Below are 19216 nucleotides of genomic sequence, written 5' to 3' on the forward strand. Positions count from 1 at the left end.
GTGCGGCTCAGCGCTAGTTCACCCATTCGATGGTCACCAGCCGCGTATCGGCGCGGCCGCGATCGTCCACCGCCCGAATGCGGTAGCGCCCGTTGTCGATCGGCCGCCAATCGATCGGCTTTTTGCTGGCGCTGCTGCCGAGATAGATATCGTCGACGAACCAGTACACCGTCTTGCTGTCGGCGTCCGTCACCGCGTTGAAGGCGATTTTATCTCGCCCCTGCTGCGACTGGCGCAGGGTATAGGTGGTGTTTTTCAGCGGCGAAGTGATGCGCGGCGCGTTGCCGCCGACGGCGATGCCGTTGTCCTTGCAGCGGTTGACCGGCGGCGCCCGCTTCGGCAGCCCGGCCTGGGCGAACACGTTGGCCAGATCGGAAGGCCAGAACTCAAAGATTTCGGTGCGGGTCTGCGCCGCGTCATACGGCGGGCAAACGACCTCGCCGCTGTGAATATCCAGCACCACCGGCCGATAGACGCTGTCGACCTTGATCGGCGACTTGCCGGGAATAAACCAGGTCTTGCCCTTCTGCTGGCACCACGGCGTCGGCAGATCGCCGCTGGCGAGGCAAATATCCACCCGCCGCAGCCGTTGGGGGAACGGGTGCTTCGGTTCCCGCAGGCCGGGGTAGCTGGCATTGACGCTGTCGATGATGTTGAAGAACAGCGGCGCGGCCGCCTCGGCGCCGACCAACGCATTGTTGCCGCGCCCGTCGAAGTTGCCTTCCCACACCACCAGCACGTAAGGACCGAAAATCCCGACGCTCCAGGCGTCGCGAAAGCCCCAGGAAGTGCCGGTCTTCCAGTACACCGGCAGCGAAGAAGAACGCTGCGCCAGCGTATCGCCCGGCCGCCGGTGCTGACGCAGCATATCCAGCGTGATGAAACTGGCCTCCTCGCTCAGCAGCCGCACCGGCGTCGATTCGGCCTCTTTCAGCTGCATACGAAGCGGCCGCAGCTCGCCGCGGTTCGCCAGCAGCGCATACAGCTTCGCCAATTCCTGCGCCGTCACCTCGCCGCCGCCCAGCACCAGCGACAGCCCGTAGTGGCTCTCGTTGGCCATATTGGCGACGCCGGTCAGGCGCAAAAACTGATAAAAGGTCGGCTGGCGCAGCTGCGAGGCAACATACACCGCCGGGATGTTGCGGCTGAAATTCAGCGCGTCGGTGGCGGTCACCGGGCCGAGAAAGCGCCGGTCGAAATTTTCCGGGGCATAGGCGCCGAACGACGAAGGCACGTCCTTCAGGATGGTCATCGGATGCAGCACGCCCTGCTCCATGCCCAGCGCGTAGATGAACGGTTTGAGCGTCGAACCCGGCGAGCGTTTGGCGTTGGTGCCGTTCACCTGCCCCTGGATCGGCCGATTGTAATAATCCGCCGATCCCACCAGCGCGCGCACCCCCATATCGCGGCTGTCCACCAGCAGCACCGCGGCGTTTTGGATGCCGCGGCTGCGGTTGCGGGCAATAAAGGCATTGACCTGCCGCTCAACCAGCCGCTGCAACCCGGCGTCCAGCGTGGTGTCGACGCGGGTATCGCGCTGCACCAGTTGCTGCGTCTGCTGGCGCAGCTGTTCGATAAAGTGCGGCGCGATATAGGGCACTTGTTCGGGCTGGCGCAGCGCCAGCGGCAGGCGGAACAGCGTTTGCTGGCTGGCGTCGGTGGGATAAACCCGCTGCCAGCGCTGGAACAGACGGTTGCGCGCCTGCGTCAACGCGGCGCCGAGCACGCCGGTTTTCGGCTCCAGACGGTAGCTGGGCGACTGCGGCAGCACCGCCAGCGTCAGCGCCTCCGGCAGGGTCAAATCCTTCGGCGACTTGGCGAAATAGATCAGGCTGGCGGCGCCGATGCTTTCGATGTTGCGGCCGTAAGGGGCGTAATTCAGGTAGGCTTCCAGGATATCGCGCTTGGAGTAGCTCAGTTCCAGCTGCACCGCACGCAGCACCTGCAGCAGCTTGCCGCCCGGCGTGCGGGTGTTGAGATGCCAGCGCATGCGCGCCAGCTGCATGCTGATGGTCGATCCGCCCTGCATTTTGCCGCCGGCGACATAGCTGCGCCAGAAGCCGCGCATCAGGCTGACGGGGTTAAAACCGGGGTTGTAGTAGAACCAGCGGTCTTCGTGCAGCAGCAGCCCGCGCACCGCCAACGGCGACACCTGCTCCAGCGGCGTCCACAGCCGGTAGCGGTCGTCGTTGGCCAGGGTGATGCGCAGCAGCGCGCCGTGCCTGTCGTAATAGACGGAAGACTGCGGCAGCCCCTGCCACAGGGGCGGATGCGGCCACAGCCGAATCGCGGCCAGCAGCAGCGCCAGTAAAAACACCGCCATCAAGCCGTTTTGCAGCACGCGCCCGGTCAGGATCTTCATACGTTCTCACCACCCCGGCGCCAGACGCTGGCCTGGCGCCGGAGCCGGCCTAGTCGTTGCCCGCCGGCACCACCACCAGCTTGCCGCCGCCGGCCGACATCGCCTGCACTTCACGGTCATACATGGCTTCGCCGTAGGCCGGTGGAACAATAAAGCTGCCGGTATTGGTGGCCTTGATCTGATAGACGAACTCCTGCACCTCGGTGCCGGCGCTGCCGTAGATAATCACCCGATCTTCACGGATATCGCTGTAATCCGGCGCCCAGGTGGAGCCAGAGGCGGCCAGCGGCGACTGCCAACCGCCGCGGCCTTCGCTCTCCTCGCCGGCGTCGGCCGGTTCCGGCGGCGTTTGCTGCACCACTTCGAACCCGCCCGGCAGCAGATCGACGATCGCCAGGTTGCTCTGCCCCTCTTTCGAGTTGGCGCGCACCTTCAGATGGACGTTGATCTTCTGCCCCAGCGTCACCTGCGTCACCGGTTTGCCCTGTTCGTCGGTGTAATCGCGGACGATCTCAATGCCGCGCGACAGCGCTTTTTGCGGCGCATTCAGGTCGTAACCGGCCTGCGTCACCACATACCAGGCCGGCGCATTGCCACCGTTGGTGAAGCGCACCGCGGTGGCATCGGCGTTGAACTGCCCCTGAACGAACAACCCCTGCAGCTCACTGATGCGCTGCGGCTCGCCGCCGGCTTTGCCTACCTGCACGATGCCCAATGCATCCGCATTGGCGGATTGCGCCGCCACCTGGGCCGAATAGCTTTCCAGCGCCAGAATGCTCATCGCGGAGGAGTAGGTGGTGTAACGCTCTTCTTTCAGCGCCTTGACCATATTCTCCAGCACCTGCGGCGGGATCGACGCCACCTTCTCCGGGAAGTGACGGGTAATCAGATACAGCCGCGTCGCATCCTGCACCAGCGGATCGAAATAGTTCTGCGTCCACCAGGCGCTGTCATACGCCTTGCTCAGCTGCTGCCAGCTCGGTTGCAACAGCGCGGCGGCTTCGTCGTCCATCTTCAACAACCGATAGGAAGAAGCCAGATACAGCGCGCTCAGATCGGTTTTCCACCCTTCGCCATAGCGTTTTTGCAGCGTATCTTGCACCGCCGCCAGCGAGTTGGTGGTCACTTCGCCCTGCAGCGTCAGCAGGTAAACCGCCCAGCTGCGCAGGCGCAGCAGATACAGATCGTCGAATCCGCTGGCCGCCAGCTCGCGCAATGCGCCGTTGGCCTCGTCCAGCATGCCTTCCGGCAGGGCGTAGCCCGCCGCTTTGGCTTCGAGCAGATACTGCACCACATAAGGCGTGACGAAAGGATCGGCATCCGGCGACGAACGCCAGGCGCCGATCGCTCCGCTGTCGTTCTGGCGCGCGCGCAGCACGCCAAGCAGGTTGCGCAGCTGCTTGCTGACTTCCGCCTGGCTCAGGCTGCTTTTCATCTCGGGGTGGCGGCTCTGCAGCATCAGCGGAATGGAGCGGCTGACGATCTGCTCGGAACAGTAATACGGGTAATCCGCCAGGTATTGCGCCAGCCCGCTGGTCAGCACCAGCGGCGAATTCGACACCGCCGCCCGGCGCTGCGCGAAAGCGTCAAACATCTGGCGCAGGCCATCGACGTTCTGGCTGCCGCCGCTCATGCGCCCCATCACCGACTGGGTACGGTACGGCGCCGCCGGCCGCACCGAGGTGCTGACAGTGCGGCGGCTGGCCTGGTCGCCGTAACGGGCGTCGAACACCAGCGGCGCATCGCCCAGCACGGCTTTGGCGCGCAGGCGGAAAGCGATCACGCCTTCGCGTTTTTCCGCCAGCGTCAGGCTTTGCGTCGCGTTGCCCACCACCTCCAACTGCGGCGGCGGCGTCAACAGAACGTTGATGGCCACCGACTGGCCGTTCAGCCCGTCGAGGTTGTTGCTGACGCCCACGCTGACGTCGAACTCGTCACCCGGCGCCACCATCGCCGGCACGTTCGGCGTCATGATGAAATTGTCGCGCACCGTGGCGGCGGTTTGCGCCTTGCCGATTTTCTCCGGGGTCACCGAAATCGCCATCACGCGGATCTTGCCGTTGAAGTAGTCCGGCACCGGGTAGACGAACTGCTTCTCGCCGCTGACCTCGGTAATGCCGGACCAATAGGCCACCGGCTTGTCGCGCTTGCGCTTGAACGGGTTGAGGTTGAGATCCAGCCCCTCGCCCGCATCGCCGCCCGGCGCCGCGGTCAGCGCCATCAGCTTGCTGAACTCCGGCAGGATCAGATCGAGGATCTGCGAGCTGCTCACGTTCAGTTCGCGCTTGCTGAAGAAGAACTCCAGCGGATCCTTCAGGCGGTAGCGCGCCACCTGCAGAATGCCCTCATCGACGGCGAACAGCGCCACCTGCTGCGGCGCGTCGGTCTTGACCGTCATCGTCAGGTTTTCACCCGGCTTGATGACCTCCTGCGCCGTCACCTCGAGGCTGTTTTGCCGCGCCTTGGTGCTGATCTTGAACGGCATCACGCCATAGCTCAGCGGGCTCATGAAGATCTCGCTGGAGTTGATATCGCGCACGAACTGCACGTTGATGTAGCCGTTGCCCTCCATGCCGGCCGGCACGCGGATCTTCTGCACCGAGCTGGTGGTGTCGGTGTGGAACCACTGCCAGGCGTAAACCCTGTCCTTCTCGATGGTGATCAAGCCGCTGCCGGTATAAGGCGCGTTGATCGCCACCTCGATCTCTTCGCCCGGCTGGTATTCCGCCTGGTTCAGTTTCAGCTTCAGTTCGGCGTTGCGATCCAGCGAACGGCTCAGGTTGGCGTTGCCGGCCACGCTGTAGGCGACGCGGTTGAGCGTCTTGCCCTGCGCATCTTCAATCACCAGCACGAAGTCGCCCGGCTTATCGGTCGCCAGCCGCAGATCCGCGCCCTGCGCGCTCAGCGCCAGCGGCTGTTCCGACAGCTGCACTTCCTTCATCTTCGACTGGTATTTGTAAACGCCCGAATCCTGTTTGGTCAGCACCGAAATGTATTTCTGCTCGATCAACACCTGCTTCAGGTTCGGCATGGCGATCTGTTTCAGGTCCGGATCGATGGCGATCACGTTCAGATGCCGCTCCGCGTCGCGGTTGATGTAGCCCAGATCGCCGTCCGCCTTCACCCCGATCAGGTAATCGTAAGGCGAAACCAGCGTGCGGGCGGTCGCCGCCACCGAGCGCCCGCCGCCGGCGACGAACGCCTCCGACAGCAGCTGCAGCTGATAAGTGGCGTCGGCGTAGGATTTCAGATCGAGCGGGATATCGGCCGCGCCGTGCTCATCGGTGGTGCGATCTTCCAGCTCGGTTTCGAACCCGTCGCTGTTTTGCCGATTTTCATAGAACGCATAATCCGGGAAGCGATCGAAGCTCGGATACATCGGCCGCAGCGTCAGCCTGGTGCTCACGCGGCGATCCTGCGCCGGAGTGCCGAACAGGTTCTGCACATCGATGCTGGCCTTCAGCTCGGACGGTTTGACCCAGCCTTGCTGGCGGTTCGGCGTCAGCGCCAGCTTCACTTTCAGCTGATCCGGTTCGAACTCCTTCACATTGACCGCGGTATGGCCGAGCAGCGTGGAGGTATCGTTGTTTTTGCCGATCAGATACAGATAGACGTTCCACTCGCCGGTAGGCGAGTTTTCATCGGTGGTATAGCTCAGCTCATTGAAACCGCTGGCGCCCAGCGTCAGCGGCACGGTGGTCATCAGCTTGTCGCGCGGATCGCGGATTTCGGCGCGCACCGGCACGCCGGCCAGGCCAACGCCCCAGTCGGCGGCGCGGGTGATCAGGCCGATGTTAAAGGTATCCCCCGGCCGATAAACGCCGCGATCGGAGAACAGGTAACTGCCGAGCGTGCGCGGATCGGTCGGCGTTTGTTCACCGGCAACGTCGAAGCGCGAGAAGTCCAGCCCGCGATCGTTATAGCTGCCGGTCGGCAGGAAGGAGACATCCCCCTCCTTTTCCACCAGGAACATCACCGGCTGGCGCTCGTTGGTGTACACGTCGAGCGCCGGGAAACGCACGTGGCCGTCGGCTCCGGTGATTTGGCTGAGCAGCGTCACGCCATTTTTGGCCACCACCGACACGTTGGCGCCGCTGACCGGCGCGCCGCTTTGAATCGACTGCACAAAGACGTCGCGCGTCTTATCCTGCGAGCTCTTGGCGACGATGCCCAGATCGGTCACCACCACAAAGCGCGAATCGCCGACGTCGGGCTGATCTTCCCCGGTGCTCTCGTCCGGTTCCTGTTCTGGCTCGGCGCCCGCCTCTTCCGCCGCCGGTTTCCGGTTCGGCTGCCATTCGGACAGCGTCAGCAGGAATACTCCGCGATGCGAACTGGCGTTGGTGGAGAGATAGCGGGAAAGATCGATGCCCTGATAGTTCACTTCCCCCGGCCGCTCGTTGTTGAGCGCCGTCTGGTATTTGAAATGCTCGGTGAAATACTCATCGTTGAGCCGGTTGAATTCCGTTGACGAGTATTCCCGGCTTTTGAAGGAGACGATGTGCTGCAGCTGACTCGGGATCACCCGCTTGATGTCCAGCCGCAGGCCCGCCACGTTGCGCGCCGCCACGCTGATCTGTTTGTCGCCGTTGACCGACAGCAGCGAGCCTGCGGACATGAACTGCAGCGATTTCGGGAACTCCGGCACTTCGACCACTCGATAAACCTTCTTCGGCATTTTGTAACCGCCGACGGAGACAAGCTGGTTGTCTATCTCGATCAGCACGAAGCGGTGCGCCGGAGCTTCAAAGCGGAAGCTGAACTGCGGCTGGTAGGCCTCTTCCGCCTCGTTAAGCGTCAATGGCAATGCCGTCGCCTGCGCCAGCACGTTTTTGCCGACGCTGTCGACCGTCCATTGATAGAAATCTTCAGCATCGTTGGCGGTCTCGGCATCGCTCGGATCGTGCTGCGGCAGCAGCCAGGCTTTGGTGGCCCGCGCCAGCTCTTTATCCTTCACCGCATCGCTGAAGCCGACCACCAGCGCACGCTGCCCTTGGCCGCCGTCGGTATCCACCACCTGGGCGCTGGCGTCGCTCAGCGCCAGGCTGTACAGCGTCGGTACTTTGACCCAGTTGCTTTTCGCCTCAGCGACCGCATTGCCGGCCGCCGTCGATTTAACGCCTTTGCCGACGGTCAGATGCACAGCACCGCCCTGATCCAGCGCCTGCAGCGGCTCGGAATGCACCCAGGCGTTCAGTTTTTTCTCGTCATAGACCAGGGAGAAGTTCAGCTTTTTCTCGGAGGAAGCGCTGCCCTCCTTCAATCCCAGCGAAATCTGTTTTTCAAAGCTGGCGACGTCGACCGGCGCATTGAACTGCAAATTGAAAATCGCGCTGCGTTTCTGCGCATCTTGCGGATCGCGGTAATACTCGGCCTGCCCCAGGCGGTAATCGAACGCGGGCACGGTGAAGGCATAGCGGGTTTTGGCGAGCTTGACCTGCGGCGCCAGCAAGGTGGCGGGCTCGAGGGTTACGTCATATTTCGCGCCCATCGGCAGCGGTTTTTTCGGCGTGAACACCAGCGTCGACTCATTGCGCCACGCCCACTGCCCTTCCGCAGCCGGTTTGAGGATGATGCCGGCGCTCACGGTTTTACCCACCGCGCTTATTGCCGCGGCCGAGCCGCTGAAGGTCAGGCTCACCGTTTGCGGCGCCTGCCGGGCGGCGGCGTAGTCTATCGGCTCGGGGTTGGCCAACTCGGCGCTGATCTCCTGAACCGCTATCGGCGCCGGTTCGATGGGCTGGGGCCGGTTTTGCCACCAGTGCCAGCCGTAAAACGCGCCGCCTGCGGCGCCAGCCAACAGCAGCAAGCCCAAACCGATCGCTTTCGGGTGTTTATCCACGCCGCTTTCGAGCCGCAAAAAACCGCGCGGCAGCGCAGCCCACCAGGCCGGCGCACGCCAGCTGAGGTTGCCGACCAGCGGTCTCAGCAACCGCCCCAACAGCGACAAAATCCCGCCCAGCAGGCGGCAAACGCCCTTAACCAGGGTAAAAGGCAAACGCAGGATAAACCTTAATAAATCCATTATTGCAGCACCTCATCATCCTAATGCAGCCCCCGGTCAACCGCCGCGGTTCAACCGAGCCGAAAGACGCCTTCGGCTCTCCTGCCCGGCATCCGCGCGAGTACTCTACACTGCCGGGCGGCAAAAATCTGCGCGCCGCCGGCGAATTACGGCGCTTTATTCAACATCAAATCCAGCTGTTGCAGCAACACCAGCAGCGGCAGGCTGCTCGGTTCACGATCTTTCAACGCCTCTTCAAAATAAGGCGTAATGGCGAAGCGCGTCGGCAGCGGCGCTTCGGCGTCCAGCAACGCATACATGCGCGGCAAGAACACCCACTGCAGCCAGGCTTCGGCCGACATGCTGTCGATGCAGAACGGCTCGGTGCTGGAGAAGGCCTCATGATCAGGCGGCGCGGCCTGCCACAGCGCCAGATCGCGCATGGATTGTTCAATCGCCTGCAAACTGCGGCGCACCTGGTTATGTATACTCATCTGCATTCCCGATCTCTTTTCATCATGGTATTCAGCGCGCTGGCTGAAAGGCGGCAAAGCATAGCATTTTTATAGCCCAAATTCGGCGCGCCTGAGACAGCCCGCCGTTTTTATCTGGTGGCGTTCGCCGCCGCGCGGCACAATAGGTCCACCGAGTTACCACACAGATAAAGATTCATGTCCGTAATAACAGAGAAAAAAAACCACGCGACGCCCGGTAAGGCCATGCTGGCTTCGGTCACCGGTTACGCCATGGACGGGTTTGACCTGCTGATCCTCGGCTTTATGCTGCCGGCCATCAGCATCGAATTGGGATTAACCTCATCGGCCGCCGGTTCACTGGTCACCTGGACGCTGATCGGCGCGGTGCTGGGCGGCGTGATCTTCGGCCACCTCAGCGATCGCTTCGGCCGTATCCGGGTACTCACGATCACCATCCTGATGTTTTCACTGTTCACCGGCCTGTGCGCCGTGGCGCAAGGGTATTGGGATCTGCTGGCCTATCGCACCCTGGCGGGCATCGGGCTGGGCGGCGAATTCGGCATCGGCATGGCGCTGATCGCCGAAGCCTGGCCGGCAGAGAAGCGCAACCGCGCTTCGGCTTACGTCGGCATGGGCTGGCAGTTGGGTGTACTGGCAGCCGCCTTCCTGACGCCGCTGCTGCTGGAACACATCGGCTGGCGCGGCATGTTTTTGGTCGGCCTGCTGCCGGCGCTGGCGTCATTCCTGATCCGCCGTACCTTGGGCGAGCCGGAGGAATTCGTACGGCAGAAAGACGCCGGGCAACCGCTCTCCTTCCTGCAGCGTCTGCGCCTGCTGTTTAAGGATCGCGCCACCAGCAAGGCCAGCATCGGCATCTTCATTCTCTGTTCGGTGCAGAACTTCGGCTACTACGGCCTGATGATCTGGATGCCGACTTACCTGGCGAAAAACTTCGGCTTCTCGCTCACCAAATCCGGCCTGTGGACGGCGGTGACGGTGGTCGGCATGACGTTCGGCATCTGGCTGTTTGGCGTGCTGGCCGATCGCTTCGCCCGCTGGAAGATCTTCGTGCTTTATCAGATCGGCGCCGTGGTGATGGTGATCGGCTACGCCCAGTTGAGCGATCCGATGCTGATGCTGTTCGCCGGCGCCGTGATGGGCATGTTCGTCAACGGCATGATCGGCGGCTACGGCGCGTTGATTTCCGATACCTATCCGGTGCAGGCGCGCGCCACCGCGCAGAACATCCTGTTCAATCTCGGGCGCGGCGTCGGCGGCCTGGGACCATTAGTGATCGGTGCGCTGGTGACGCAGGTGTCGTTTACCGCGGCCATCAGCCTGCTGGCGGCGATTTACCTGCTGGATATCTACGCCACGCTGTTCCTGCTGCCGAAAAAACAGGGCGCAGGCGATACGCTGGGCGCGATTGGTTAATGCTGAAGAAGGATTAAGGCGGGGCGGGATAAAACAAAAAGTTGGGGGCACTGCGTTAACAGTGCCCCCGGTTCGTTTTATAGCTATCCCGCTACACAGTGTGCTCCCTGCTCAATCCTTGAAAACTTTTCCTGCGGCCATCCTGACCAAGTGATCCCTGCATCATCCTGCAGCATCGTCCTGACGCGGTTCCTCAGCCTTCCTGACCCGCCGACAGTCCCGTGCCGGCTCTCTATCTCCGTCCTGGAGGTGTCCCTGGTTTCTATCCTGAAACATCCTGGGCATCTCCTGACGCCATCCTTCGCTCTTGCCTGAGCGCATCCCTTTCTTCTTCCTGAAGCTGCATCATCCTGATGCTTTCCTGCTCCGCCGGTTCCGTTCCGGTAACGATAAGATCGCTTAAATTCCCCGGAATCACAAGGGTTTGGGAGGTGTCTCACACTAAATTAAGACTAAGAGTTATCCTAAAGAAATTCTAACCAATTGATCTGGATAACAATAATCTCATAGCCTGGGGAAAGGTGGGAAAAATTAAGAGCGATATCTCACAGCCCGTGTGAGAGATCTCTCACACGGGCGACGGCGAATCCGTCGCGATTCAGTCCAACACCGGGCGCAGCGCATCGAGGAAATTCCCCAGCGTCGCCGCCAGCAGGGTGCGCTTATCGCTGCCGAACTGTTCCAGCACCACGTTGCCGCTGACGTTACACAACGACACCATCGTCATTTCAGATTCAGTGGTCGCCAGGAAGAGGGTCGGCGACAGCTTGAGGCGTTTTTGCGTCACCAGATGACCGATCAGGTTTTCCTGCAGGCGGATAAAATCCTCTTCGCTCCAGACCTGCAGCAGGCTCAGGCGATGCTCGCCGAACTGCGCGCTCATGTCGCCGGCATATTGCTGCGTGTAGAAACGGTGCGCGTCCGGCTGCAAACGCAGCTCCAGCGCGGCTTCTACCTTCTCCAGCGTCGCCGCCGGTTCGAAAGGCTGCGGCAACCACAGCACTTCGTCCTCGCGGTTCTCCACGATGCAGGGCGACGGCACGCCGTACAGCGCCTGGCTGGCCGGCGCGTGGCCGCGCTCTTGCTGCCACAACTCGACATAGCGTTGAGTGAATTCACGCAGAGCGTGCGATACATCATGGTCCATATTCTTTCTCGCATACGTTAAACTGACAGCCATTGTACCTATCTCTGACCGAGGTGACAGCAGATGTCCTCATATCAAGACCACCAGGCCCTGTCGGGGCTGACGCTGGGCAAACCCACCGCCTACCGCGACCGCTACGACGCCACGCTGCTGCAGGCTGTGCCGCGCAGCATGAACCGCGAGCCGCTGGGACTGTACCCCGATAACCTGCCCTTCCACGGTGCGGACATCTGGACGCTGTACGAGCTCTCCTGGCTGAACGCCAACGGACTGCCGCAGGTGGCTGTCGGCGAAATCAGCCTCAACGCCGACAGCCTGAACCTGATCGAATCGAAAAGCTTCAAGCTGTATCTCAACAGCTTCAACCAAACCCCGTTCGCCGATTGGGAAACGGTGCGCAGCACGCTGCAGCGCGATCTGTCCGCCTGCGCCCAGGGCGAGGTGAGCGTCACCCTGTTCAGCGTCGAGCAGTTGGAAGGCACGCCGATCGCCCGTCTGGCCGGCGACTGCATCGATCGGCAGGATATCCGCATCGACAATTATGAGTTCAACGCCGACTACCTGCTGAACGCCGCCGGTGCAGAGGTGGTGGAAGAGCGCCTGGTCAGCCATCTGCTGAAGTCCAACTGCCTGATCACCCATCAACCGGACTGGGGCTCGGTGCAGATAAGCTACCGCGGCGGCAAGATCGATCGCGAAGCGCTGCTGCGCTACCTGGTCTCCTTCCGCCACCACAACGAATTCCACGAGCAGTGCGTCGAGCGCATCTTCAACGATCTGATGCGCTATTGCCGGCCGCAAAGCCTGACGGTTTACGCCCGCTACACCCGCCGCGGCGGGCTGGACATCAACCCGTGGCGCAGCAACGTCGAATTCGCCCCCGGGCACGGCCGGCTGGCGCGCCAATAAGTGCGAAACATTGCTCAACAACTGAGCTAACGAGCGGTTTGTGTTGGTAAAAGCGCAGGGACGGCGGTAAGGTTAAAACGAGGCTGCGGCCGGGCAGAGCGCCCGCTGTGCCGCAGCACGCCAACCATAACGAGATGCTGTTTTGCTGCGTATGGATTACTACCGCCCCGCACCGGGTGCAAAGGAGTTACCTTGATTACACACATCAGCCCGCTTGGCTCTATGGATTTATTGTCGCAGCTGGAAGTAGACATGCTGAAGCGCACCGCCAGCAGCGACCTGTACCGCCTGTTCCGCAACTGTTCGCTGGCCGTGTTGAACTCCGGCAGCCAAACCGACAACAGCAAGCAGCTGCTGTCGCGCTATGAAACCTTCGACATCAACGTGCTGCGCCGCGAGCGCGGGGTGAAGCTGGAGCTGGTCAACCCGCCGGAAGAGGCGTTCGTCGACGGCCGCATCATCCGTTCTCTGCAGGCCAACCTGTTCGCCGTGCTGCGCGACATTCTGTTCGTGCACGGCCAAATCGCCAGCGCCGGCCGTTTCCAGCACCTTAACCTGGAAAACTCGGCCCACATCACCAACCTGGTATTCTCGATCCTGCGCAATGCACGCACGCTGCATCTGGATGAAGATCCCAACATGGTGGTGTGCTGGGGCGGGCACTCGATCAACGAGAACGAATACCTGTACGCACGCAAGGTCGGCAGCCAGCTGGGCCTGCGCGAGCTGAACATCTGCACCGGCTGCGGGCCGGGCGCCATGGAAGCGCCGATGAAAGGCGCGGCGGTCGGTCACGCGCAGCAGCGTTACCGCAACAGCCGCTTCATCGGCATGACCGAGCCGTCGATCATCGCCGCCGAGCCGCCTAACCCGCTGGTCAACGAGCTGGTGATCATGCCGGACATCGAAAAACGTCTGGAAGCGTTCGTGCGCATCGCGCACGGCATCATCATCTTCCCGGGCGGCGTCGGCACCGCCGAAGAGCTGCTGTACCTGCTGGGTATCCTGATGAACCCGGAGAACAGCGAACAGGTGCTGCCGCTGATCCTGACCGGGCCGAAAGAGAGCGCCGACTACTTCCGCGTGCTGGACGAGTTCATCATGAACACGCTGGGCGACGAAGCGCGCCGCCATTACACCATCATCATCGACGATCCGGCGGAAGTGGCGCGGCAGATGAAGCAAGCCATGCCGCTGGTGAAGGAAAACCGCCGCAACACCGGCGACGCCTACAGCTTCAACTGGTCGATCCGCATCGCGCCGGATCTGCAGCTGCCGTTCGAGCCGACCCACGAGAACATGGCGAACCTCAACCTGTATCCGAACCAGCCGCCGGAGCAATTGGCCGCCGCGCTGCGCCGCGCGTTCTCCGGCATCGTGGCCGGCAACGTGAAGGAAAACGGCATCCACGCCATCGAGCAGTTCGGCCCGTACAAGCTGCACGGCGAGCCGCAGATGATGAAACAGATGGACAGCCTGCTGCAGGGCTTTGTCGCCCAGCACCGCATGAAGCTGCCGGGCAGCGCCTATGTGCCCTGCTACGAAATCGTCGCCTGACCCTCAATCCCGGGCGGCGTAACGGCCGCCCCGTTTTTTGACCTTGCCGCCCATGATGATACACCTACTGATTGTCGACGCCCTGAACCTCATCCGCCGCATTCACGCCGTGCAGGGTTCCCCTTGTGTCAACGCCTGCCGCCACGCGCTGCAGCAGTTGATCCAGCACAGCCGCCCGACCCACGCGGTGGCGGTCTTCGACGAGGACGATCGCCGCGACAGCTGGCGTCACCAAATTCTGCCGGACTACAAGGCCGGGCGTTCGCCGATGCCGGAAAACCTGCAGCAGGAGATGCCGCAGCTGCGCGAGGCCTTCGCCGAACTGGGCGTCGCCAGCTGGCATTCTCCCGGCAACGAGGCGGACGATCTGGCGGCCACGCTGGCGGCGAAGGTCGCCGGCGGCGGCCACCAGGTGACCATCGTCTCCACCGACAAAGGCTACTGCCAGCTGCTGGCACCGAACGTGCAGATCCGCGATTACTTCCAGAAACGCTGGCTGGATATGCCTTTCGTGCAACAGGAATTCGGCGTGCAGCCGCAGCAGCTGCCGGACTATTGGGGGCTGGCGGGGATCGGCAGCAGCAAGATCCCCGGCGTGGCCGGTATCGGGCCGAAAACCGCCGTGCTGCTGTTGCAGCAGTCGGGCAGCCTGGATGGGCTCTATCAGCAGCTGGAACAGGTGCCGGAGAAATGGCGCGGCAAGCTGGAGCGGCACCGCGAGCTGGCCTACGTCAGCAAACAAGTCGCCACGCTGCGCACCGATCTGTCGCTGGACGGCAACCTGCAGCAGCTGCGCCTGCCGATACCATAAGGGCGCTGCAAGCAGCGCCCTTCATCAGGCTTAACGCGATTAATCGCGCTCGTCGCGCCGGCCCGGCACCGCCGACCACATGCGGCGCACGTGTACGGTGATCTCTTCGCGGTCGTGATACAGCTGCTTGGCATGCACTTCGACGCTGACGCCGGCAGCGCCCAGCGCTTCGCGGATGCTCATCAGGTTCTGCGACACTTCCTCGTAGCGCTTTTTCATCGGCAGCTTGAGGTTAAAAATCGCTTCGCGGCACCAGCCTTTCACCAACCACTGGATCATCAGGCTGGTTACCTTCGCCGGCTTCTCCACCATGTCGCACACCAGCCAGTAGATCTTGCTGCTGTTCGGCTCGAACTTGAAGCCGTCGGCGCGGTGGTGCGTCACCTGGCCGGTTTCCATCAGGCTCGGCGCCATCGGGCCGTTATCCACCGAATGCACCATCATGCTGCGTTTTACCAGCTGATAGGTCCAGCCGCCCGGGCAGGCCCCCAGATCGACCGCGTGCATGCCGCTGGCCAGACGTTCGTCCCACTCGTCGGCGGGGATGAACACGTGGAACGCTTCTTCCAGCTTCAGCGTCGAACGGCTCGGCGCATCGGCCGGGAAGCGCAGACGCGGAATGCCCATGTAGAACGGCGAGTTGTTGTTGCTGTAGGAATAACCGACGTAGCAGCAGCCCGGCGCGATGAAGAACACGTGCACCACCGGGCGAGTGGGGTTCTCGCGCGCCATCAGCACCTTCTGCTCGCGCATCGCGGCGCGCAGCGGCACCGTCAGCTTGCGGCAGAACTTCATCAGCTCTTTGCTTTCGTTGGTGTCCGGCACTTCCACCCGCAGCTCGCCGCCGCGATCAACCACGCCGATCAGCATGCCGACGATCGGCGATACCCGATCTTCCGGCGGCAGATCGCGCAGCAGCTCACCCACCACGATCATCTGGCGGGCGAAAATCAGTTCGCGGAACGGAATTTCCCGCGCCAGGCGATCGGCATCGTCCGGCTGATAGCATTCGAACAACACGTAACCGCTGTGCTCTTTTACCCGCGCAAAGCCGAAAATCTCCCGCTGGGCGGCTTTGTCGGTGATCTCCGCCGCACACTCTTTTTCAAAGCCAGGGCGGCAGTACAACGCAATCTTATTCATGGCGCTCGGCCTTTTTCCTCAGACGCAAAGCGCCAATCAACATCAATATCCAGCCGATCAGGAAGCACACGCCGCCAACCGGCGTGATGTATACCCAGACCTTCAGGTGCGACAGCGCCAGGCAATAGAGGCTGCCGCTGAACAACACGGTGCCGAACGCCAACAGCGCTCCGCTCCAGTAAAACCACAGGCTCACGCGGCGCTGCATCGCGACCGCCAGCGCCAGGATGGCCAGGGTGTGGAACCCCTGATACTCCAGCCCGGTGCGGATCCAGGCCATTTCGTTGGCGCCGAGCGTGCCGCTTAATACATGCGCGCCGAATGCGCCCAACGCGACAAACACAAAGCCGCTGATAGCGGCGAAAACCAGCATGGAACGGCTGCTCATCGTGATTTATCCCATTTAAAATCACCGGCCGCGGCAAGGCGGCGGCCGGTCTTATTGTTCGTAGCGGAAGCGGAACTTCTCTTGTTCGCTGGCGGCGCGCGCTAGGATCCACTGCCGGAAGGCGGCTATTTTACCCAGTTCTGCCTGGCTGTCATGACATACCAGATAAAAAGCGTTTTTACTGACCAGCACATCGTTGAACGGGCACACCAGGCGACCGGCTTCGATCTCGGTTTGCGCCATCACATTGTTCACCAGCGCCACGCCCTGGCCGTGCACCGCCGCCTGCACCACCATCGCGCTATGGCTGAAGATCGGCCCCTGCTGCACATTAATGTGCTGCAACCCCAGCTGGCGCGTATAGGCCAGCCAGTCGCGGCGTGAAACGTCATGCAGCAGCGTATGATAAGCCAGATCCTCTGCGGTTTTCAGCGGATGATCGCCGGTCAGCAGGCTCGGCGAACACACCGGCAGCAGATATTCCGCATACAGGCGCTCGGCGCGCAGCCCCGGCCAGTTGCCGCGGCCGTAGAAAATCGCCACGTCGACGTCGTCCGCCAGCTTGTCTTCTTCGCGATCCACCGCCTGGATGCGCACGTCGATCCCCGGATAAGCTGAGTTAAAGCCGGACAGGCGCGGCACCAGCCACTGAATGGCGAAGCTCGGCGGCAAACTGACGGTCAATGCCCCCTTGGCGCTGCGCGCCTGCAGCTTGCGCGTCGCCTCGTTGATCGAAGAGAAGATCTCCTTGATATCGAGGTAGTAACTTTGCCCCTCTTCGGTCAGCAGCAGCGAGCGGTTACGCCGGCGAAACAGCTTCAGCCCGAGGAAGTCCTCCAGCGACTTGATCTGGTGGCTCACCGCGGCCTGGGTCACGAACAGCTCTTCCGCCGCCTTGGTGAAACTCAGGTGGCGAGCGGCCGCATCGAACACGCGCAGCGCATTGAGGGGAGGTAAGCGTTTAGACATTAAATTAGCTACTTTTGTGTAACATTAATCCGAATGATTCGGCGCCGAAAATCGGGCGGCTTTGTGTGGCAAGCCATCGGTAAACGCTAACGGCGTATTGCCATTAGTTTTTTTAATCCGAGCCATTATAATTTGTCCGTTGAGGATGCGCCAGCAAATACCTATAGTGGCGGCACTTCCCGGGCCGGAACGAAAAGGGAGTGGGTGTCGAGGACGCCGATGAACTTTTGGCTTGTGGTTGTGATGTTGTGTTTGCAAATTGTCCGGCGATTCCGGACATGGTAGCTAGGCTACTGTTTTTTCACTTCCTGTACATTTACCCTGTCTGTCCATAGTGATTTTATGCAGCACCGCAAAACTTGCGGTGCTTTTTTTTGCCTGACGGTTACTGGTTGCTTTCAACCATCTCTTTCACATCGGCGCGGTTGATCTGCTGCTCGACGCCGTTGGCGTCTTTATAGCTGATCATGCCGGTATCGTTGTCCACTTTTGGCTTGCCGTCAGCGACAATGGTGCGTCCGTCATTGGTATGCATCACGTAATTGCTGGAACAGGCGGCCAGGGTGAACGTAAGCATCAGGGCAGAGAGAACTGCGGCTGTTTTCTTCATTGAGGACTCCTTTTTAGTTTTAAATGCTGATAAATACCTTTTATGTGTATAGATGCGATTAATAAGCGCACATTTAATAGCATAACAAACTTTCCCAATTTTGCCAGGCGATAAGTCCTAATAGGCAGGATCGCTTGTCTCCGACGGCAAAATAGGACAGGATCACCCATCGACTCAAGCCAGTGACAATCAGGGTATGACGCCTTTTAACCCCAGCCTTTTTCGCCAACAGTTTCCCGCGCTCGCGCAGGACGGCATCTATCTGGACAGCGCCGCCACCGCGTTAAAACCGCAGGCGGTGATCGACGCCACGCAGCAATTTTATCGCGATGACGCCGCCACCGTGCACCGCAGCCAGCATCGGGCGGCGCAGGATCTGACCGCCCGCTTCGAGCAGGCGCGCAGCCAGGTGGCGCAGTTGATCAATGCGCCGTCGGCCGACGACATCGTCTGGACGCGCGGCACCACCGAAGCGATCAACCTGGTGGCGCAGAGCTACCTGCGTCCGCGTCTGCAGCCGGGCGATGAAATTCTGGTGAGCGAAGCGGAACACCACGCCAACCTGATCCCCTGGCTGATGGTGGCGGAACAAACCGGCGCGCGGGTGGTGAAACTGCCGATCGGCGCCGATCGGTTGCCGGATTTGACGCAGCTGCCCACCCTGCTCAACGACAACACCCGCCTGTTGGCGCTGGGGCAAATGTCCAACGTCACCGGCGGCTGCCCGGATCTGGCGCCGGCGATCGCGATGGCGCATGCCGCCGGCGCACGCGTGATGATCGACGGCGCACAGGGCGTGGTTCACGGCCCGGCCGACGTACGGCTGCTCGACATCGATTTCTACGCCTTTTCCGGCCACAAGCTGTATGGGCCGACCGGCATCGGCGCGCTGTACGGCAAAGCCGAGCTGCTGGCGCAGATGGCACCCTGGCAAGGCGGCGGCAAGATGCTGACCCAGGCATCGTTCGACGGCTTTACCCCGCAAAAGCCGCCGCATCGCTTCGAAGCCGGCACGCCAAACATCGCCGGCGTGCTGGGGTTGGCCGCGGCGCTCACCTGGCTCAGCGAACAGGACATGGCGGCGGCGGAGCGCTACAGCCGCGAGCTGGCGGACCAGGCGGAACAGCGGCTGGCACAGTTGCCGGGCTTTCGCAGCTTCCGCAGCTCCGGCTCCAGCCTGCTGGCGTTCGACATCGCCGGCGTGCACCACAGCGACATCGTCACCCTGCTGGCGGAGCAAGGCATTGCGCTGCGCGCCGGCCAACACTGCGCGCAGCCGCTGATGGCGGCGTTGGGCGTCAGCGGCACGCTGCGCGCGTCGTTCGCCCCCTACAATACGCAACAGGACGTCGATACGCTGGTCAGCGCGTTGACTCACGCCCTCGATCTGCTGGCCGACTGACTTG

The 19216-nt window shown here is 61.9% G+C and carries 13 protein-coding genes; 5 read left to right on the top strand and 8 right to left on the bottom strand.

The genetic code is table 11. The features are described from left to right. Positions 1-13 precede the first annotated feature (13 nt). The 3 genes from pbpC to ACF8MC_RS12940 all read right to left on the bottom strand — a co-directional run bounded on the left by pbpC (position 14) and on the right by ACF8MC_RS12940 (position 8860). Complete coding sequence (gene pbpC / locus ACF8MC_RS12930; RefSeq protein WP_041036487.1) at positions 14-2362, bottom strand: penicillin-binding protein 1C; 2349 nt, start codon at positions 2360-2362, stop codon at positions 14-16. A gap of 49 nt (positions 2363-2411) precedes the next feature. Then, positions 2412-8387, bottom strand: coding sequence for an alpha-2-macroglobulin (locus ACF8MC_RS12935; protein ID WP_164105743.1), 5976 nt, complete (start codon positions 8385-8387; stop codon positions 2412-2414). Between the two features lie 146 nt (positions 8388-8533). After that, complete coding sequence (locus ACF8MC_RS12940; protein WP_033654135.1) at positions 8534-8860, bottom strand: YqcC family protein; 327 nt, start codon at positions 8858-8860, stop codon at positions 8534-8536. Positions 8861-9037: 177 nt separating this feature from the next. On the opposite strand from ACF8MC_RS12940, the gene ACF8MC_RS12945 reads away from it, so the two are divergent. Continuing rightward, the gene (locus ACF8MC_RS12945; protein WP_072627069.1) at positions 9038-10276 is read left to right on the top strand and encodes an MFS transporter; all 1239 of its coding nucleotides are present in this window, start codon (positions 9038-9040) and stop codon (positions 10274-10276) included. A gap of 598 nt (positions 10277-10874) precedes the next feature. Here ACF8MC_RS12945 and syd read toward each other — a convergent pair. Then, the gene (gene syd / locus ACF8MC_RS12950; protein WP_164105745.1) at positions 10875-11423 is read right to left on the bottom strand and encodes a SecY-interacting protein; all 549 of its coding nucleotides are present in this window, start codon (positions 11421-11423) and stop codon (positions 10875-10877) included. 63 nt (positions 11424-11486) lie between these two features. On the opposite strand from syd, the gene queF reads away from it, so the two are divergent. The 3 genes from queF to xni all read left to right on the top strand — a co-directional run bounded on the left by queF (position 11487) and on the right by xni (position 14700). Further along, complete coding sequence (gene queF, locus ACF8MC_RS12955; protein WP_164105746.1) at positions 11487-12332, top strand: NADPH-dependent 7-cyano-7-deazaguanine reductase QueF; 846 nt, start codon at positions 11487-11489, stop codon at positions 12330-12332. A gap of 192 nt (positions 12333-12524) precedes the next feature. Continuing rightward, the gene (ppnN, locus tag ACF8MC_RS12960) at positions 12525-13889 is read left to right on the top strand and encodes a nucleotide 5'-monophosphate nucleosidase PpnN (protein ID WP_038878760.1); all 1365 of its coding nucleotides are present in this window, start codon (positions 12525-12527) and stop codon (positions 13887-13889) included. Between the two features lie 52 nt (positions 13890-13941). Continuing rightward, positions 13942-14700 carry a flap endonuclease Xni gene (gene xni / locus ACF8MC_RS12965; RefSeq protein WP_033635747.1) on the top strand — a complete coding sequence of 253 codons (759 nt, stop codon included), beginning with the start codon at positions 13942-13944 and terminating at the stop codon, positions 14698-14700. A gap of 39 nt (positions 14701-14739) precedes the next feature. Here xni and rlmM read toward each other — a convergent pair whose 3' ends face one another. The 4 genes from rlmM to ACF8MC_RS12985 all read right to left on the bottom strand — a co-directional run bounded on the left by rlmM (position 14740) and on the right by ACF8MC_RS12985 (position 17810). Then, positions 14740-15843, bottom strand: coding sequence for a 23S rRNA (cytidine(2498)-2'-O)-methyltransferase RlmM (rlmM, locus tag ACF8MC_RS12970; protein WP_033635748.1), 1104 nt, complete (start codon positions 15841-15843; stop codon positions 14740-14742). After that, on the bottom strand, positions 15836-16231 hold the full coding sequence (locus ACF8MC_RS12975) for a DUF423 domain-containing protein (RefSeq protein ID WP_004931896.1): 396 nt from the start codon (positions 16229-16231) through the stop codon (positions 15836-15838). The genes rlmM and ACF8MC_RS12975 overlap by 8 nt, the downstream gene beginning before the upstream one ends. 51 nt (positions 16232-16282) lie before the next feature. Then, positions 16283-17200: a transcriptional regulator GcvA gene (locus tag ACF8MC_RS12980; RefSeq protein ID WP_025304049.1), complete on the bottom strand. Its 918-nt coding sequence runs from the start codon at positions 17198-17200 to the stop codon at positions 16283-16285. Positions 17201-17585: 385 nt separating this feature from the next. Beyond that, on the bottom strand, positions 17586-17810 hold the full coding sequence (locus ACF8MC_RS12985; protein ID WP_025304050.1) for a YgdI/YgdR family lipoprotein: 225 nt from the start codon (positions 17808-17810) through the stop codon (positions 17586-17588). A 196-nt stretch (positions 17811-18006) separates the two neighbouring features. On the opposite strand from ACF8MC_RS12985, the gene csdA reads away from it, so the two are divergent. Then, positions 18007-19212, top strand: coding sequence for a cysteine desulfurase CsdA (gene csdA, locus ACF8MC_RS12990; RefSeq protein WP_164105749.1), 1206 nt, complete (start codon positions 18007-18009; stop codon positions 19210-19212). Positions 19213-19216 lie beyond the last annotated feature (4 nt).

The sequence above is a fragment of the Serratia sp. LACPHL-BACT-2024-00286 genome (genome assembly GCF_043109535.1).
GTDB lineage: Bacteria > Pseudomonadota > Gammaproteobacteria > Enterobacterales > Enterobacteriaceae > Serratia > Serratia sarumanii.

Coding starts and splice junctions, on each gene's coding strand:
- queF (WP_164105746.1), top strand. CDS start 11,487: ATGTCCTCATATCAAGACCACCAGGCCCTGTCGGGGCTGACGCTGGGC.
- ACF8MC_RS12980 (WP_025304049.1), bottom strand. CDS start 17,200: ATGTCTAAACGCTTACCTCCCCTCAATGCGCTGCGCGTGTTCGATGCG.
- csdA (WP_164105749.1), top strand. CDS start 18,007: ATGACGCCTTTTAACCCCAGCCTTTTTCGCCAACAGTTTCCCGCGCTC.
- ACF8MC_RS12975 (WP_004931896.1), bottom strand. CDS start 16,231: ATGAGCAGCCGTTCCATGCTGGTTTTCGCCGCTATCAGCGGCTTTGTG.
- xni (WP_033635747.1), top strand. CDS start 13,942: ATGATGATACACCTACTGATTGTCGACGCCCTGAACCTCATCCGCCGC.
- rlmM (WP_033635748.1), bottom strand. CDS start 15,843: ATGAATAAGATTGCGTTGTACTGCCGCCCTGGCTTTGAAAAAGAGTGT.
- pbpC (WP_041036487.1), bottom strand. CDS start 2,362: ATGAAGATCCTGACCGGGCGCGTGCTGCAAAACGGCTTGATGGCGGTG.
- ACF8MC_RS12985 (WP_025304050.1), bottom strand. CDS start 17,810: ATGAAGAAAACAGCCGCAGTTCTCTCTGCCCTGATGCTTACGTTCACC.
- ACF8MC_RS12945 (WP_072627069.1), top strand. CDS start 9,038: ATGTCCGTAATAACAGAGAAAAAAAACCACGCGACGCCCGGTAAGGCC.
- ACF8MC_RS12935 (WP_164105743.1), bottom strand. CDS start 8,387: ATGGATTTATTAAGGTTTATCCTGCGTTTGCCTTTTACCCTGGTTAAG.
- syd (WP_164105745.1), bottom strand. CDS start 11,423: ATGGACCATGATGTATCGCACGCTCTGCGTGAATTCACTCAACGCTAT.
- ACF8MC_RS12940 (WP_033654135.1), bottom strand. CDS start 8,860: ATGAGTATACATAACCAGGTGCGCCGCAGTTTGCAGGCGATTGAACAA.